This is a genomic window from Cellulomonas sp. McL0617 (assembly GCF_049994875.1).
Taxonomy (GTDB): Bacteria; Actinomycetota; Actinomycetes; order Actinomycetales; family Cellulomonadaceae; genus Cellulomonas.
The window spans coordinates 135770-152646 of the sequence record NZ_CP188256.1 but is presented as its reverse complement, the minus strand read 5'-3'; the positions used below and the strand labels follow the sequence as shown (position 1 = coordinate 152646).

15 protein-coding genes and 1 pseudogene are annotated in these 16877 nt (G+C 71.1%); 1 reads left to right on the top strand and 15 read right to left on the bottom strand.

Annotated elements, in window-relative coordinates:
• Window positions 1-13 precede the first annotated feature (13 nt).
• The 13 genes and pseudogenes from ACPPVS_RS00755 to ACPPVS_RS00695 form a co-directional block, all read right to left on the bottom strand.
• Entirely contained in the window at window positions 14-1030 is a 1017-nt protein-coding gene (locus tag ACPPVS_RS00755) for a LacI family DNA-binding transcriptional regulator (RefSeq protein ID WP_426594016.1), read from the bottom strand.
• On the bottom strand, window positions 1027-2556 hold the full coding sequence (locus ACPPVS_RS00750) for a sugar ABC transporter ATP-binding protein (protein WP_426594015.1): 1530 nt from the start codon (window positions 2554-2556) through the stop codon (window positions 1027-1029). The genes ACPPVS_RS00755 and ACPPVS_RS00750 overlap by 4 nt, the downstream gene beginning before the upstream one ends.
• Window positions 2557-2608: 52 nt before the next feature.
• Window positions 2609-3634 carry an ABC transporter permease subunit gene (locus ACPPVS_RS00745; RefSeq protein ID WP_426594014.1) on the bottom strand — a complete coding sequence of 342 codons (1026 nt, stop codon included), beginning with the start codon at window positions 3632-3634 and terminating at the stop codon, window positions 2609-2611.
• Window positions 3631-4680: an ABC transporter permease gene (locus ACPPVS_RS00740; protein ID WP_426594013.1), complete on the bottom strand. Its 1050-nt coding sequence runs from the start codon at window positions 4678-4680 to the stop codon at window positions 3631-3633. The genes ACPPVS_RS00745 and ACPPVS_RS00740 overlap by 4 nt, the downstream gene beginning before the upstream one ends.
• Window positions 4677-6236: a sugar ABC transporter ATP-binding protein gene (locus ACPPVS_RS00735; RefSeq protein WP_426594012.1), complete on the bottom strand. Its 1560-nt coding sequence runs from the start codon at window positions 6234-6236 to the stop codon at window positions 4677-4679. Before ACPPVS_RS00735 ends, ACPPVS_RS00740 begins: the two co-directional genes overlap by 4 nt.
• An 84-nt stretch (window positions 6237-6320) precedes the next feature.
• Window positions 6321-7313, bottom strand: coding sequence for an ABC transporter substrate-binding protein (locus ACPPVS_RS00730; protein WP_426594011.1), 993 nt, complete (start codon window positions 7311-7313; stop codon window positions 6321-6323).
• A 324-nt stretch (window positions 7314-7637) separates the two neighbouring features.
• Window positions 7638-9284, bottom strand: coding sequence for a S41 family peptidase (locus ACPPVS_RS00725; RefSeq protein ID WP_426594010.1), 1647 nt, complete (start codon window positions 9282-9284; stop codon window positions 7638-7640).
• A complete protein-coding gene (locus ACPPVS_RS00720) occupies window positions 9281-10822 on the bottom strand; it encodes an amidohydrolase family protein (RefSeq protein WP_426594009.1) in 1542 nt (513 codons plus the stop codon). The genes ACPPVS_RS00725 and ACPPVS_RS00720 overlap by 4 nt, the downstream gene beginning before the upstream one ends.
• A gap of 9 nt (window positions 10823-10831) precedes the next feature.
• Window positions 10832-11665, bottom strand: coding sequence for a uracil-DNA glycosylase family protein (locus tag ACPPVS_RS00715; protein ID WP_426594007.1), 834 nt, complete (start codon window positions 11663-11665; stop codon window positions 10832-10834).
• 62 nt (window positions 11666-11727) lie between these two features.
• Entirely contained in the window at window positions 11728-12654 is a 927-nt protein-coding gene (locus tag ACPPVS_RS00710; protein WP_426594006.1) for a pseudouridine synthase, read from the bottom strand.
• Between the two features lie 154 nt (window positions 12655-12808).
• Window positions 12809-13087, bottom strand: a pseudogene (locus ACPPVS_RS00705) (siderophore-interacting protein); the annotation flags it as partial.
• The gene (locus tag ACPPVS_RS00700; protein ID WP_426594004.1) at window positions 12996-13295 is read right to left on the bottom strand and encodes a siderophore-interacting protein; all 300 of its coding nucleotides are present in this window, start codon (window positions 13293-13295) and stop codon (window positions 12996-12998) included. The gene ACPPVS_RS00700 and the pseudogene ACPPVS_RS00705, both read right to left, overlap by 92 nt.
• 118 nt (window positions 13296-13413) lie before the next feature.
• Complete coding sequence (locus ACPPVS_RS00695) at window positions 13414-14475, bottom strand: VIT1/CCC1 transporter family protein (protein ID WP_426594003.1); 1062 nt, start codon at window positions 14473-14475, stop codon at window positions 13414-13416.
• 135 nt (window positions 14476-14610) lie between these two features.
• Between ACPPVS_RS00695 and ACPPVS_RS00690 the strand changes: the two genes are divergently transcribed.
• Complete coding sequence (locus ACPPVS_RS00690; protein ID WP_426594002.1) at window positions 14611-15000, top strand: ATP-binding protein; 390 nt, start codon at window positions 14611-14613, stop codon at window positions 14998-15000.
• Window positions 15001-15079: 79 nt separating this feature from the next.
• Here ACPPVS_RS00690 and ACPPVS_RS00685 read toward each other — a convergent pair whose 3' ends face one another.
• Complete coding sequence (locus ACPPVS_RS00685) at window positions 15080-16174, bottom strand: Gfo/Idh/MocA family protein (protein WP_426594001.1); 1095 nt, start codon at window positions 16172-16174, stop codon at window positions 15080-15082.
• Window positions 16171-16722, bottom strand: coding sequence for a dihydrofolate reductase family protein (locus ACPPVS_RS00680; RefSeq protein WP_426594000.1), 552 nt, complete (start codon window positions 16720-16722; stop codon window positions 16171-16173). Before ACPPVS_RS00680 ends, ACPPVS_RS00685 begins: the two co-directional genes overlap by 4 nt.
• Window positions 16723-16877 lie beyond the last annotated feature (155 nt).

The following is a 16877-nucleotide window of genomic DNA, read 5'->3' as shown; positions in this document are numbered from 1 at the left end:
CCCGTCCGTCGCCTCAGCGCGTGACCGGGCGGGTCGACTGCCGCACGATCAGGTGCGTCGGCAGCGGCGTGTCCGCCGTGGCGCTCTCGGGCTCCTCCACGGCGACCAGCACCTTCTGCATGATCAGCTCACCGAGCGCGGCGAAGTCCTGCCGGACCGTCGTGAGGGCCGGGTAGAGATACCCGGCCTCGGGCACGTCGTCGAACCCGACGACGCTGACCTCCTCGGGGACGCGCAGGCCCCGCTCCCGGAGCGCGGACATGAGGCCGATCGCCATGTGGTCGTTCCCGACGAACACGGCCGAGTCGGGTGCGACGTCCAGGTCGGCCCCGAGGCGGTAGCCGCTGGCCGCCGACCAGTCGCCGTGCAGGGGCTCGACGACCTCGAGGCGGCGCGCGGCGAGCTCGTCGCGCCAGCCCCGCACGCGCTCGATCGCATCGGGGGCGCGCTGTGGGCCGGCCAGGTGCAGGATGCGCTCGTGGCCGAGCTCCGCCAGGTGGCGCACGGCGGCACGTGCCCCGCGGTACTGGTCGATGGAGACGATCAACGGGCTCCGCCGGGCGACGGACGCGGCGGCGACGACCGGGATGCTGAGGTCGAGACCGCGGACGGCCTCGAGCACGTCGGCGTCGACGACGACGAGCACGATCGCGTCGACGCGCTGGCGCAGGAGCCCCTCGACGATCGACCGCACGCCCGCGGCGTCGGCGTCCAGCGAGCTCACGGTCTCCACGCTGTAGCGCGCGGCACGCGCGGCCACGTTGAAGTGCATGGCGGTCGAGGTCGGGCCGAAGTCGGACGCACCGGGAGTCACCAGCCCGATCGTGCGCGTCCGGCGGGTCACCAGCGCCCGTGCGGCCGGCGAGGGGCTGTACCGCAGCTGCGCGATCGCCTGCTCGACGCGGGCGCGGGTCACGGGCCGTACGTTCGGCAGGTCGTTCAGGACGCGCGAGACGGTCTGGTGCGACACACCGGCGAGCCGCGCGACATCGAGGATGTTCGCGGTGCGGGAGGTCTTGTCGTCGCTCACGACTCACCCTCGGCGTCGTCGGGGCCGGCCACCATCGCCATCAGCGCGTCCGGCGTCAGTCCGTCCGCCGGGAGGATGTCGACGATGCGGCCGGCATGCAGGATCGCGACGCGCGTGCCCACCCGGAGGACCTCTTCCAGCTCGGCCGAGATGAACACGACGGACAGCCCGTTGTCGGCCAGCTCGCCGACGAGGTTCTGGATCTCGACCTTCGCCCCCACGTCGATGCCGCGCGTCGGCTCGTCGAGCACGAGGACACGCGGCGACAGCGCGAGCAAGCGCGCGAGGAGCACCTTCTGCTGGTTGCCGCCGGACAGCGTGCCCACGGGCCGGTCGATGTCCGCCGGCCGGATGTCGAGCGCCTCGACCCAGCTCGCCGCGAGCTCGCGTTGGCGCGCGGACCGGATGCGACGCACGACGCCGCGCTGAGCCTGCAGGGCGAGCGTGATGTTCTCGAGGACGCTGAGCTCGCCGATGAGCCCCTCGGTGCGGCGGTTCTCCGAGGAGTACACGACCCCGACCGAGAGGGCGCGGCGCGGGCTCGACAGGTGCATCGGGCGGCCGGCGATGCGGATGATGCCCGCGTCGAGCCGGTCGACGCCCGTGAGCGCGCGGGCGAGCTCGGTGCGCCCCGAGCCGAGCAGCCCCGCGATGCCGAGCACCTCGCCCTCGACGAGGTCGAGGTCGGCGTCGGCGATGCCGGGCAGCGCGGTGACGCCGCGCGCGCTCAGCGCGACCGGTGCGTCCGGGTCGTCGAACGTGTCGGCTCGCGACCGCGCGGCGAGCGGACCTGCGGAACGGCCCAGCATCTTCTCGACGAGGTCGATGCGCAGCAGCTCCCTGGTGAGGTACTCGCCGACCAGCCGCCCGTTGCGCAGCACGGTGATGCGGTCGCAGATCTCGTACACCTGGTCGAGGAAGTGCGAGACGAAGAGGATCGCGACGCCCCGCCGCTTGAGGTCGCGGATCACCCGGAACAGCTCGGCGACCTCGTCGAGGTCGAGGCTCGAGGTCGGCTCGTCGAGCACGAGCACCTTGACGTCGGTCGAGATGGCACGCGCGATCGCGACGAGCTGCTGGACGGCGAGGGGATGCGTCCCCAGCAGCGACGCCGGGTCGACGTCCAGGCCGAGGTCGGCGAGCGCCTCGCGCGCGAGGCGGCGCATGGCTCGCCAGTCGATCGCACCCAGCCGGCCGCGCGGCTCCCGGCCCAGGGCGATGTTCTCGGCCACCGTGAGGTTCGGGAGGAGGTCGATCTCCTGGTAGACCGTGCTGATGCCGGCCAGCTGAGCGTCGTGCGGCGTCGTGAACTGCACGGTCTGGCCGCCGACGCTGATGACCCCGGCGTCCAGGGGCAGCGCTCCCGTCAGCGCTCGGATGAGCGTCGACTTGCCGGCACCGTTCTCCCCCATGAGCGAGTGCACCTCGCCCGCGAACATGCGGAAGTCGACGCCGTCGAGCGCCGTGTCGGACTGGAAGCGCACCGTGGCCCCGGTGACCTGCACCAGGGGCGTCGCGTCGTCCATGGTGCTCATCATGCCGTGGGCGGGCGGCCCACCCGCCCACGGCACGGGCGGGCTATCTGCGCCGCGCCGAGCGGGCAACGATCACTCGCTGGACGACGACGAACACGAGCAGGAGCGCGCCGATCGTGATGCGGGTCCAGGACTGGTCGACGCCCAGGAAGTTGATGATCGTCTTGATCATCCCGTAGACGAACACGCCGATCATGGAGCCGACCACGAAACCGCTGCCTCCGGTCAGCAGGGTGCCGCCGATCACGACGGCCGCGATCGTGTCGAGCTCGGTGCCGATGCCGTTCAACGGGTAGGCCGCCCCGGTGTAGGCGGTGAAGACGACCCCCGCCAGCCCGGCGCACATGCCGCTGACGACGTAGGCGAGCAGCTTCGTGCGCGCGACCGGCAGACCCATGAGACGCGCCGACTGCTGGTTGCCACCGAGCGCGTAGATCGTCCGACCGAAGCGCGTGTACGCCAGCAGCAGGGCGCCCGCGGCGACGACGAGCAGCGCGAGGATGCCCGTGGGCGTGATGTACCAGCTCCCCGGCACGGCCTGGATACGCGTGCCCTCGAGCCAGAGGATCGCGGGATTGGTCACCTTGATCGAGTTGAGGCTCACGACGAACCCGAGACCGCGGGCGAGGAACATCCCCGCGAGCGACGCGATGAACGGCTGCACGTCGAAGTACTGCACGAGCACGCCGATCCCCAGGCCGATGGTGGCCCCTCCGCCGAGCATGATCGGCACGACGACCGTCGTCGGCAGCCCCTGGCTGAGCAGGCTCGCCCCCAGCATCCCCGAGAACGACATGACCGCCCCGACCGACAGGTCGATCCCGCCGGTCAGGATCACGAACGTCATGCCGACCGCGAGGATCAGCAGGTAGGCGTTGTCGAGCAGGAGCGACGACAGCAGACGCGGCGTGAGGAACGTGCCGAAGTACAGCTGTGCGCCGATCAGCATGGCGACGAGGATCGCCACCGCGGCGAACACGGGGATCCACGAGGCATGCCGGCTCATGAACCGGTGGTAGCCGCCGACGGCGCGCGACTCGCGGGCGGGTGCCAGCTGGGTGCTCGTCATGATGCAGCCTCCGCTTGGTTGGCGGCCCGGGGGGCCCTCGGGCGGCGCAGCCCGGCTCCGAGGTGGGCTATCCAGCCCTGGAACCGGCGTGACTGCACGAGCACGACGATGACGACGACGGCGGCCAGGAAGACCGGCGTGACGGCCGGCGGCACGCCGAGGAAGGTGATGGTCGACTTGAGCGTCTGGATGGTGAACACCCCGATGACGGTCCCCGCGATGCTGAACGTGCCGCCCGCGAGCGAGGTCCCACCCAGCACGACCGCGAGGATCGCGTCGAGCTCGATGTAGAGCCCCGCCGCGTTCGCGTCGGCCGCCATGATGTTGGAGCTGTACAGGATGCCGGCGAACCCCGCGAGGAGGCCGCTCACCGCGTACGCGCCCCAGATGATGCCCCGCGAGCGCACCCCCGCGAGCCGGCTGGCGGCTGGGTTGATGCCCACGGCCTCCGTGAGCATCCCGAGCGCCGTGCGTCGCTCGACGAGCGCGACGATCGCGATGGCTGCCACCGAGACGTAGAACGCGAACGGCAGCCCCAGCACGTACCCCTGTGCCATGAACTTGTAGGGGTCGCTGTTGATCGTCGTGATGAAGCCGCCCGTGATCAGCAGAGCTATCCCTCGACCTCCGAGCATCAGGACGAGGGTCGCGATGATCGGTTGGATCCCCAGGACGGCGATCAGGAACCCGTTCCACAGCCCGCAGACCAGACCGGCCAGCACGGCCGTGCCGATGGCGACGATGAGGACGCCCGGGTTCGTCGGATCGCCGGAGTCCTTGATGATCGTGAGCGCCACCGCGCCGGACACCGCCATCACGGCGCCCACCGAGAGGTCGATGCCGCGGGTCGCGATCACGAGGGTCATGCCCAGCGCCACCAGCATGAGCGGTGCGCTGTTGCGCATGATGTCGATGAGCGACCCGTACAACCGCCCGTCGAGCACCGTGATGCTGACGAACGACGGCCGCGAGATCGTGTTGACCAGGACGAGTGCCAGCAGCACGACGACGGGCCAGAACAGCCGATGCTTTGCGACGGCGCTCATGCTGCACTCTCCGTGCTCGTCTGGCTTTCCTGTGCTTCCTGGGCGATGAAGTCGATCACGTCGTCGACGTCGACGTCGTGCGAGAAGAGCTCGCCGATCTTGCGACGGTCGCGCATCACGACGATCCGCTGCGACAGCCTCAGCACCTCCTCGAGCTCCGAGGAGATGAAGACGACCGACAGGCCACGCTCCGCCAGCTCGGCCACCTTGCGCTGGATGTCGGACTTGGCGCCCACGTCGATGCCACGGGTGGGTTCGTCGAGGATCAGCAGCTTGGGTGCCGTGGCGAGCCAACGGGCGAGGAGCACCTTCTGCTGGTTGCCGCCGGAGAGGTTGCGGATGAGGGTGTTCGGGTTCGTCGGACGTACGCCGAGCGCGTCGATGTACTCGGCCACGACGGCATCCTGCTCCGCCTTGCGCACCTTGCGCCATCCGCGACGCGCCTGGATGCCCAGCACGATGTTCTCGGCGACGGTCAGGTCGGGCAGGATCCCCTCCGCGCGACGGTCCTCCGACGAGAACACGATGCCGTGCCCGATCGCGCTGCGCGGGCTCGTGAGCCGGGTGACCGCACCGTCGACCTCGATGTGCCCCGTGTCCGCGCGGTCGGCGCCGGCCAGCAGGCGGGCCAGCTCGGTGCGGCCGGAGCCGAGCAGCCCGGCGATGCCGACGACCTCCCCCGGGTAGACGTCGATGTCGGCGGGCTCGATGACGCCCTTGCGTCCCGTGCCAGTCGCCCGCACCACAGGCGTCGACGTGCGGTCGATCTGACGCTCGGACGCACTGGACAGCGCCGCGAGGTCCTCGAGCTCGCGGCCCAGCATGAGCGACACGAGCAGCCCGGGCGACAGGCTGTCGACGGGGTACTCGCCGACGAGCCGCCCGTTGCGCAGGACGGTGCACCGGTCAGAGATCTCGAAGACCTGGTCCAGGAAGTGCGAGACGAACAGGATCGCCACGCCCCGGGACCGCAGGTCGCGCATGACGCTGAACAGCTGCTCCACCTCGCTGCGGTCCAGGCTCGAGGTCGGCTCGTCGAGGACGAGCACCTTGACGTCGGTCACCATGGCGCGGCTGATCGCCACGAGCTGCTGGACCGCGATGGAGTGTGTGGCGAGGGCCGTGCGGGTGTCGATCCGCACGCCGAGGCTCTCGAGGTGCTGCGCCGCGGCGCGGTGCGTCGCGCGCCAGTCGATGCGACCGGCGCGGCGTGACTCGTGCCCGAGCATGACGTTCTCGCCGACCGACAGGTTGGTGCAGAGGTTGACCTCCTGATAGACGGTCGAGACCCCGGCCGCCTGTGCGTCGGCGGTGCCGTGGAACACGCGGTGCTCGCCCGCGACCGAGATCGTGCCGGCGTCCACGGAGTACTCACCGGTGAGCGCCTTGATGAGCGTCGACTTGCCGGCGCCGTTCTCACCGAGGAGGGCGTGGATCTCACCGGCCCACAGGTGGAAGTCGACATCGTCCAGGGCCTTGACCCCTGGGAACTGGATGGTGATGCCACGCATCGCGACGAGCGGGTCGCCCGTCGTCGCGGCGTCAAGACTGGACATGGGTGCTTCCTCCACGGTGGGACGGGGCCAGGGGCCGGCGGTGGTGCCGGCCCCTGGCCCCTCTGACTGCAGGACTGAGCGTGCTCAGTACTTGCGATCCGGCAGCGCTGCCGTCGCCTGCGCCTGCGTGAAGCTCTGGTCGGTGGCGGTGTAGGCCTTCTCGACCGGATCGCCCGCGACGACCTTCTTCACGAGCTGGGCCACCTGGTCGCCGAGCAGAGGGTTGCACTCGACGACGAAGTTGAACTTCCCGTCCGACAGCGCCTGGAGGCCGTCGTGCGTCGCGTCGATCGACACGATCTGGATGTCCTTGCCGGGCACGAGACCGGCCGCGGTGATCGCGTCCAGGGCGCCCAGACCCATGTCGTCGTTCTGCGCGAACAGCACGTTGATCGTCTTGCCGTACTTCTGCAGGAAGCCCTCCATGACCGTCTTGCCGTCGGCGCGCGTGAAGTTGCCCGTCTGCGAGTCGAGGGTCGTGATCGGCGCGCTGCCCATGCCCTTGGCGAACCCGGTCGCCCGGTCGATCGCGGGAGCCGAACCGGTCGTTCCCTCGAGCACGACCATGTTCGTCGCGCCCGTGAACGTCTGCTTCGCCCAGGCCCCGGCGGTCTCGCCTTCCTTCTCGAAGTCGTCGCCGATCCAGCTGGCGTAGAGGCTCTTGTCCGACACGTTGATCGTCCGGTCCTCGAGGACCACGGGGATGCCGGCGTCCTTGGCCTCCTTGAGCACGTCGTCCCAGCCGTCGACGGTGATCGGCGCGATGACGATCGCGTCGACGCCCTGGTTGATGAAGCTGCGGACGGCGGCGATCTGCGCCTCCTGCTTGTTGTCGGCGGCGTTGAAGATCAGCTTGAAGCCGTTCTTCTCGGAGAACGCGTCCTTCATCGACTGGGTGTTGGCCGCCCGCCACCCGGACTCCGACCCGGTCTGGGCGAACCCGACCGTGAGCTGCTTGGCGCTGCCGCCGCTGGCACCGGCAGTGCTGTCACCGGAGGAGCTGCTGCCGGAGCATCCTGCCGTTGCGAGTGCGAGGGCCCCGACCAGCGCGAGCCCAGCGAGCAATCTCTTCCTCATCCTCAAAACCTCCTTGTTTTGACTCCGGCGACGGTGCCGGACTGAGCCACGAACCAACCTGACCGGTTCCTGTGAGCAAGATGTTAGCGGTCACATTCTGTGCTCGAACAGTTGTGAGCGATCACATTTTGATAACAGGCGCATCGCGACACGGGGCACGTCGGCGCACGGATCCGGCGCCCGCAGACAGTTGCCGCGCGCATCGAATCGTTCACAACGGCCGCGCGGTAGAGATGGCAGGGGGTGCTGCGATTGTGATCGATCACATCCGCGACGCCAGCATCCATGGACGTCGGGCACCCCCGGGCGGAGCAGCCGAGCGGATCAGGTCGCGGTCAGGAGCCCTGCGCAGAACTCCGTGAGGTCCTCGTTGCCGCCCAGGACGTCACGCTCCGTCATCGTGTAACGCTCGTCGCCCGGTACACCGACGTCCTCGATGGCGATGCCGGCGGCGGTGCCGGACCGGGCGGCGCGCCGCACGGAGAGCGAGTACGCGATCCCCGGCGGTCGAGCGGGGAGTGGCAGCGCGGCGACGTGGTAGGCGTACTCGATGTCGTCGCTGGTCCACACGTTGGCTCCGCCGCCCCCCGTGCCCTCGCCGATCGAGACGATCTGCCCGATGCCGTGGTCCGCGATCCCGGCGGCGAAGATGTCGCCGCTGGAGAAGGTGGTGGGGTTCACCACCGCGACGACCGGCCCCTCGTAGGCCACCGGACGACCGTTGCAACGGTCGGGGTCCGAGATGGTCAGGTGCTGCGAGTACTCCTCGCCGAGGCTCATCGCGATCCGCACCGACGCCGCCCAGTCGGCCAGGTCGGCGCCGTTGCCGTCGGCATCGGCCAGCGCGGTGAGGGCCGGGGTCGCCCGCAGCGCGAAGCGGACCGGCTGCACCACCTGGTTGGTGAACAGCTGCAGGAGCCTCTCCGCGACCTCGATGACGCCGCCCGGGTTGGAGCGCAGGTCGATGATCAAGCCCGTGCGAGGCATGGCGCGCAGCACGCGGTCGACCTCGTCGAGGAACTGGTCGCCGTGGTCCACGTCGAACGTCCACAGGCGCAGGTACCCGACCGTCCCGTGGCTCGTGGACACCCTTCGGGCTGAGATCGCGTCCGGGAACGCGGTCGGCATCCAGTCCGCCGCCTTCGCGACGCGTTCGGGCCGGTCGGCCTCCTGCTGCCAGAGCGCGGGCTGGAACAGAAGCTTGCGGGCCCGTCGCGCGGCCTCGCTGGTGGCGTCGACGGCGCGTCGCGTGCGCAGCTCGACCGTGTTCTTCGCCGTCAGCGCGGTCGAGGGCTCGATCGCACGCCACTCGAAGCGGACCGTCCGGTCCGGTCCCTCGCCCGTGCGAAAGCCGACGTCGACCCACAGCTCGTCGGGCTGCGGCAAGAACGCCAGCGGCCGTTGGGTCATCGTCTCCAGGGCACGCGCACGTCGGGCGTCCAGGCGGCCGCCGGTGAGGGTGTCGGCGTACAGGTCGACCGCCCGCGAGAACGGCACCGCGTTCCAGGTGGTGACGCGGACCCCGGGGACGAAGCCGTCGTCGCCGGCGGCGTCGCTGACCTTGGTGACCACGTAGGTCGGGGTCTGGTACTCGCCGAAGACCTCGACCAGGAACGGCAGCGCGGCGACGAACGGCGCCCGCAGCGGGTCGCGACCGTGCACGTAGAGCTGGGTGTGCTGGTCCCGCAACCGGTTGACCACGAGCGTGAGCTCGCGCAGGAACTCGGCCGAGCCCAGGTACGGGATCTGCCGGCGCAGCGCCTGCAGGGCACGCTCCGGGTCGTACCCGTAGAGCGACCTCTTCTGGTCGTGGTGCACGTAGATCTCGGCCATCAGCTGGCACCACAGGTCGATCAGGTCGTGGCACTGCGGGACCGTCAGCTCGACCGGTCGGTCGTCGGCCGCTCCGGACACCGGCAGCAGCGGGCGGCCGCGCTGAGCCAGCTGTGTCGTACCGTCCGGGCCGCTCACAAGCCGAACTCCCGCCGCAGTGGAGCCAGGATCCCCGCCTGGATCGGGCTGGCGTCGAGCGCGTCGAAGTAGTCGCGGTCGTGGTCGATCGCCGGCACGGGCGGGATGCGCACCGACCCGGGGTCCTTGGGCGGTCCGGCCCGGCCGGTCCGCCGCGTGTCGGGCATGTCCAGGAACAGCTCGAGGTCGGCGTCGTCGGCGAACCGCGAACCGGCCAGGGCTCGTGCCGACGCGTTCGCGATCGCGGCCGACGGGTCGCTCTGCACCGTACGGAGGATGTCCATGATCTGCTCCCACGACCAGGCCCGTGAGGTGTCGGCCGGGTCGGGCAGCGCGGCGAGCTTGCGACGCCCGCGGACGGTCATCGGGAAGGTGCCCGTCGCACCGGCGGCGTGCATCCTGCCCTCGTCGCCGTACCGTGGCACGCCCTTGGCGACGACGAGCTCGACGTGCTGCTCGGTGGCCGCGAGGATCTGGTGCCACGCGTCCCCGGGGCCGTGCCCTCGCAGGACCGTGACGTCGGCGAAGCCCCCGGGCACCAACCGACCGACCGGGCGTCCCCAGCACCGGGCCAGGAGGTCCCCGGGGTTCGAGGTGACCATCTGGACGATGTCGCGGTCGCGCAGGGAGTAGCCGAAGTGCTGGGCCGCGACGCGCGCCACCTTCATCTCCCCCAGCAGGTTCCGCGTCCCCGACGGACCCCAGTCGGAGCCCAGGCAGACGCGCACGCCGCGGGACCTGGCATCGTCGATGAGCGTCGTGTCCCGGTACAGGACGAGGTTGGACAGCGGCGACCACACGACCCCGCCCGCGTTCGGCGGGGCCCACTCGAGCCAGTCGTCGGCCTCCAGGGCGCAGCAGTGGATCCCGATGAACGTCGGCAGGAGCCCGTCGGTGCGCTGCAGGTCCGTGTAGTCGCGGCGGACCCGCGAGTCCTTCATGCCCTCGGCGCAGTGGTAGATGAACCCCGCGCCGTTCGCCATCTGGCGCACGGCGACGGCCAGGCTGTCACCGGTCTTGGTCACCACCGAGGTGCGGATCAGGTCGTCGCCGACCTTGCCCGCACGCCCGGCGCGCTCGTCGTCCACGTTGCGCATCACGGTCTGGTAGCCGCGGTTGGACGACGGCCACCCCTGCGCCGACGTCGCTCCGCCCGCCATCTCGCGCACCTGGACGTACCCGAGGATCGCCTCGGGGCAGGCCTTGGCGTACGTCCACGCGGGTTCGGTGACGGACTCCGTGTACGTGTCGGCCAGCGGCCAGGCCTTGTTGTGCGACCACGGCTCGGTCCGGTGCGGCTCCGACCACAGCGGCAGCGCGTTGTAGGCGAGGTGGTTGTGCAGGTCGATGAAGCCCGGCAGCACGAACGAGCTGCCGACGTCGACCGTCGGCGCGTCGGCGAACCCGTCGACCGGACGGTCGTCGAACGTGACGTCGACGATGGAGTCGTCGCGGATCCACACCCGCCCCGGCCGAGGTTCGTCGGGGACGTCGCCCACCATCGGCGCGACCTGGCCGGCGATCACGAGCTGCGCCACGGACGCTCCCTAGGGCTCCTGGAGCACGGGCCAGGTGCGGAACCGGGTCGGCACGGTCACGGTGATCGTCGCCCGCTTGTGCTGCGCGTCCACGCCCGTGCGGGCGGCCCACGCGTCCAGGTCCCCCATCCACGCCGGCAGCCCGGCGGGCAGGTCCACGTCCGGGATCGGCGCGAGATCGGCGGGGGTGATGGTCGAGCCGTAGTGCCGCAGCGCCACAGGGGCGTCGGGGGTGACGACCCCGTGGAGGGCGTCCAGTGCCAGGTTCCACGAGTCGCAGAGCTTCTGGAACGCCTCGGCCTTGGTGATCGAGCCCGTCCGGCTGGCCGACTCCGGATAGGTCGGGTGGCGGACGGTCATGTACGCGGCCGTGCTCGCGGTGCCGGAGGGCGTCTTCTTCCAGGCCGTGTACGCCTGGTCGGCCAGCTGGCCGAGGCTGATGATCGCCTCGATGTGCTGGTCCTGCACCACCGCGTCGATCCACCGGTGGCGGTAGTCCGCGATCCCCTGGTCGGCGATGTGCCGCGTGCCGCCACCCTGGCCGTACACGGAGTACAGGAAGGTGTTGATCAGGACGTAGCTGCGCGTGATGCCGAGCCGCGCCAGCAGACCCTGCGTCCGCTGACCGGCCTCGCCCACCAGGATCCGCCGCGTGATGGCCTCGTGCGTCGCCGGGTCCTGACCGATGACCAGGACGCGCGCCGAGCCGTCCAGGCGGCCCCGGTGGAAGATCGGGCCCCACTCGACCCGGAAGGAGTCGAGCGGATAGACCGACTCGTCGGGATAGCTCTCGACCAGCGGCCGGTACGGTCCGCTGTAGCCCGGGTCGAACTCGCGCGCCATCGCGACCCTCCTCACCCCGTCCCATGATGGCGCTCGGGGTCGGCCACGCACCAGGGGCGGTCTCAGCCCGGTTCGGCCGCCAAGGGGATGCGCCGGAGGCTGCGGAACCGCCGGTGGCTGCCGTCCACCGGGTCCGTGAACGCGAGCTCGCCCGCCAGCAGCTGCAGCGGGCGGCTGAAGTCGTCGAGGTCGACCTCGCGCACCACGGGGTACAGCGGGTCGTCGACGATCGGGATACCGAGCCCGTACAGGTGCACCCGCAGCTGATGGGTCCGGCCGGTTCGGGGCGTCAGCCGGTAGACACCCTTGTCACCTACCGTCGACTCGAGCTCGATCCGCGTCTCGGCGTTGACCGGTGCGTCCGGCACCACCTCGGCCTGCCACGAGCCGCGCTCCTTGCGCAGGTGGTTGCGGACCACCACCGGGAACGTGATCTCGTCGCGAAGCGGTGCCAGCGCCCAGTACGTCTTGTCCACCGCGCGGTGCTCGAACAGGGTCTGGTACGGCCCGCGCCACCGGGGCTCGGTGGCCAGCATCAGCAGACCCGACGTCACCCGGTCCAGGCGGTGCAGCGGGGAGAGCTCCGGCAGGTCCAGCTCGGCGCGCAGCCGCACGACGACGCTCTGCATCACGTGCCGGCCGCGCGGGATCGAGGACAGGAACGCCGGCTTGTCGACGACCACCAGGCGCTCGTCGCGATGGACGACGTGGATCGGTGCGGTCACCTCCGGCTCGTCGCGCAGCTCCCGGTGGAACCACACGAACCGGTGCGGGGCGAACGGGTCCTGCGCGTGCACCGGGCGACCGTCCTCGTCGACGAACGCCTGCCGCTCCAGCATCTCGGCCACGTCGACGAACTCGGGCAGGCGACTCCGCAGCCAGTCCCCCATCGTCGCCCACCCGTCCGCCCGCGACCGGTCCCGATCCGGGGTTCGCAGCCACGCGGCGCTCAGCCCGTGCCGGGCCGGCAACGGCGATCTGGGAGGCACCAGCCGATGCTACGGCCCGCCGCGACCTGCCCCTCGCCCCCGCCCTCCCTCCCGGCTCGAGCTCGTGACTCGACGACGAATTAGTCGGCTGCAGCCCACGATCTCGTCGGCTGGTCACGAGTTCGGCGGTGGGGAGGAGGGGATCGGTCCGGAGGCGCTCGAGGATGCCCGCGATCGCGGGCAGGGCGGTCTCGTCGCCGGCCAGCAGCAGCCGGTCGACGTGCGCGGGCGGGACGAAGTCGACGCCTCCGTGCGGGGCGTCCCACAGGGCGTTCGGACCGAGGACGACGAGCTCGTCGCCGGGCGTCGCGAGCGACGCCCACCGGGAGGCCGGGCCGAGGTCACCCGTGCAGGACCACGTCCACGTCGAGCTCGCGCACGCCGGGTCGGACACCGCGCGCCGTGTAGGTGCGCATCGGGTGCCGACGAGCATCGGGCAGCGCGCGGTACGCACCGAACCAGTCCTCGCACCGACCGACCTCGAGCAGCTCGTCGTACGAGACGCCCGCACGAGGCAGGAAGAACTTGATCCGCTGGTCGAAGCCGTTGTCCGCGAACTCGTCCACGTCGCCGCCGGTGAACGTCACGCGCAGCACGCTCGGGCTCAGGTAGGTCGTGCGCGCGACGCGGACCGCGAACATCCGCCACGGCAGGACGTCGACGACGGTGGTCGTGCGGTGCTGCTCCTCCGGGGGCGTAACGACGGCGACGTCGGCTTAGGGTTGCCACACCTTACCTCGACTGTGGTCACGTACCGGGTCAGACGACGTGGCCGAAGGCCAGACCCAGCACATAGGTCGCCGCCGCCGCGCCGAAGCCGATGCCCAGCTGCCGCAGGGCGCGCTTGCCGGGGGACGCGCCGGACAGGACACCGACCGCGGCACCCGTGCCCAGCAGCGCCAGACCGACCAGCCCGGCGGACCACGCCACGGCGTCCCAGCCGTCGGCGCCCAGCAGGTAGGGCAGCACGGGGATGGCGGCCCCGGACGCGAAGAAGCAGAAGCTCGCCAGCGCCGCGCCCATGGCGGACCCGACCGACTCGTGCTCGTCGACCACCTCCTCGGGCACCACGAGGGTCGGTCGCGAGGAGCCCAGCACGTCATCGGCACGGGTCTTCGCGTCCTGTGCGGACATCCCGCGTGCGCGGTAGACGAGCGCCAGCTCGTTCGCGTCGACATCGAGGTACGGCAGCGCCTCCACGGCCGCCTCGCCGGGCCGCGACGCCTCCAGCAGCTCGCGCTGCGAGCGCACCGAGACGTACTCCCCCGCCCCCATCGAGAGCGCACCGGCGAGCAGCCCGGCAAGGCCGGCCAGCAGCACGGCCTGCTGCGAGGCACCGGACGCGCCGATGCCCAGGATCAGGGCGAGGTTGCTGACCAGGCCGTCGTTGGCGCCGAACACGGCCGCGCGGAACGTGCCCGACATCTTGTTGCGGCCGCGTGTGGCCAGGCCGCGGACGACCTCCTCGTGGATGGCCTCGTCGGCGGCCATCGCCGGGGTGGCGTCGTCGTCGGCGTTGTAGACCGAACGCGCCTCGGCGCGCTGCGCCAGGGCCAGCACGAACACGGACCCGAACCGGCGGGCGAGGAAGCCGAGCACGCGCGTGCGGAAGTCCCCACGGCGGGGGTGACCCACCTCGTCGCCCAGGAGCTCGATCCAGTGCTGCTCGTGGCGACCCTCCGCCTCGGCGAGCGCCAGCAGGATCTCGCGCTCCTCGCCGGAACGGCGCGAGGCGATGTCTCGGTAGACGGCGGCCTCGGCCCGTTCGTCGGCAAGGTACTGCCGCCAGCGGCGGATCTGGCTGCGGGAAGGCTGGGTCACCGGGCAATCGTCTCAGCCCGGATCACCCGAAAACGGCTCGAGAGCCGAGTTCGAGTTGCCGAATCAACAGATGTGAACAACCGTGGTGCGGACCGACGGGAGCCCGTCGACGCCGGAGACGGGGGGAGACTGCCGATGTTCGCAGAGACGGCAGTCGCGCCCGCGCTCTCGGCGATCGCGCCCGCGAGGCACTGGGCACGCGACCGGCTGACCGAGGCCGGCGTGCGCAACGGCTCCCTGGACACGGCGATCCTGCTGGTCAGCGAGCTGGTGACCAACGCCGTCGCCCATGCCCGGCCGCCCGTGACGCTGCGGGTGCACGTGGACGAGGAGCGCACCCGCGTCGAGGTCGTCGACGGCGCCCAGCAGCGGATGCCCATCGTGCTCGACCCGCCCCCGACAGCGCTCGGCGGACGCGGTGTGATGTTCGTCGACCGGCTGGCCACCCGGTGGGGCACGAGCCGACAGAGCGGGTCGAAAGCTGTGTGGTTCGAGCTGCGGCACGACCAGTCGACCACGGACTGAGTTGGTCTCTGTTCGATCTCGGCATCACCTGCCGACGTTCGGACCCGATCGCTCGACAGGCCGCGCGCACCTCAGGCGATCAGGTCCAGGGCTGCGTGCCGACGTGCACCGGCTCCCCGGAACGAGCCGCCTCCTCGATGGCCAGGCCGAGCAGGTGGTCGTGGCACCCGTCGGCCAGCGGGTACGGCGGGCCCTGCTCCCCGCGCAGCCAGGCGCCCGTGGCGTCGAGCAGGCCGGCGACGGCCAGGTCCTCGTCGGACAGGCGCGCGCCGTTGTACACGTTCCGGTAGAGCACGCGCCCGTCGAGGCTGAGGTGCTCGAGGTCGAAGCCGTCCAGGTTCTGCTCGATGCCGGCGACGCGGCGCTCGATGGTCGAGCTCAGCACCGTGCGGTCGCCGGCCCAGCGCGTGAACGTCTGGTCGACCAGCTCGCCGTGCGAGCCGCGGATCACCAGCCGGTTGGTGCGCAGCGGGTTGTGCCACTGGTTGTCGGTGAAGTCGTACAGCGCGCTGCGGCCGTCGCCCAGGTCGAGGGTCGCCAGGGTGGTCGCGGCCGGCGCGGGCTCGGTGGCACCGGTCCAGCCGTCGCGGGTCAGCGGGTCGAGCAGCGGCGCGACGAACGACGAGGCCCGCACGGTGACCGGGCCGCGGCCGACGTCGAGGAACCGGCGCACGAGCGCGACGGCGTGGTAGAGGTGCGTGGAGGAGATCTCCACGCTGGTCGGCGTGCCGATCAGGTCGAGCGCGGCCAACCGGGCGGCGTGCATCGGCAGGAACGGGCTGTGCTCGGCCACCTGCACCAGGCCGGTGCTGCCGACGTCGGCCCACAGCTCGTGCAGGTCGTCGGCGTCCGGCGCGGGCGGGGTCTCGGCCAGCACGGGCACCCCCAGGGCCACGACGTCGCGGACGGCCACCGGCGTGACGGGCCACGGGACCGACACGACGACGAACTCGGGGCGGTCGGGCGACACGCCGGCACCCGCGACCGCGCCGGTGACCAGCTCCTCGATCGTGCGGACCGTCGGCACGCCCCATGCCTTCTCGACGAAGGCGCCGCTCTCGGCCGACCGCGTCACCACGCCCACGCACTCGAACCGGTCCGGCAGCAGCCGGGCGACGCGGACGAAGAACTCCGAGCGCCAGCCGCTGCCGACGACGCCGAACCGCGTCGTCATGCCACCACCTCGTACCGCAGCTCGACGACGCCGTTGCCGAACTCGCGCGTCCCGACCAGGCGCAGGTCGACCGGGACCTCGAACGCCGACCGGCCGGTACCGATCGCGACGGGATGCACCAGCATCCACACCTCGTCGACGAGTCCGAGCCGGAAGAACTCCGCCGCGAGGTCGGGGCCACCGACCAGCATGTCGGCGCCGGGCTGGTCCTTGAGCGCCAGCACCTCCTCGCGCGACACCGAGCGCCTCACGGTCACGTTCCAGTCGGTCGAGACCTCACCGTCCCGCGACCAGACGTACTTCTGCTTGTCGCGCCAGATCCCGGCGTACTCACCCGTCGGCCCGTCATGGTCCTCGTCTGCGGTCGGCCAGAACTCGGCCATGAGCTCGTGCGTCACGCGCCCGTTCAGGTACGCGCTCATGGGCCGGAACGTGTCGTTGAGGAACTGATGGAGCTCGTCGTCCACGCGGCTCCAGGAGATGTCGTGGTCGGGGCCCTCGAAGAACCCGTCGAGCGACACGGACAGCGAGAAGACGATCTTGCGCACGGGGCGAACCCTTCAGTCGGCGGTGACCTCGGCAGCTGTCTCGCGCCGAACGACCGGCGGCGCGTGAGAAGGCCAGTCTTCAGCACGCGCCCGCCGACGTCACCCTCCGCATGCTTGCACTTACAGGTCGGTAAGTGTTTAGGTTGCGCCATTGG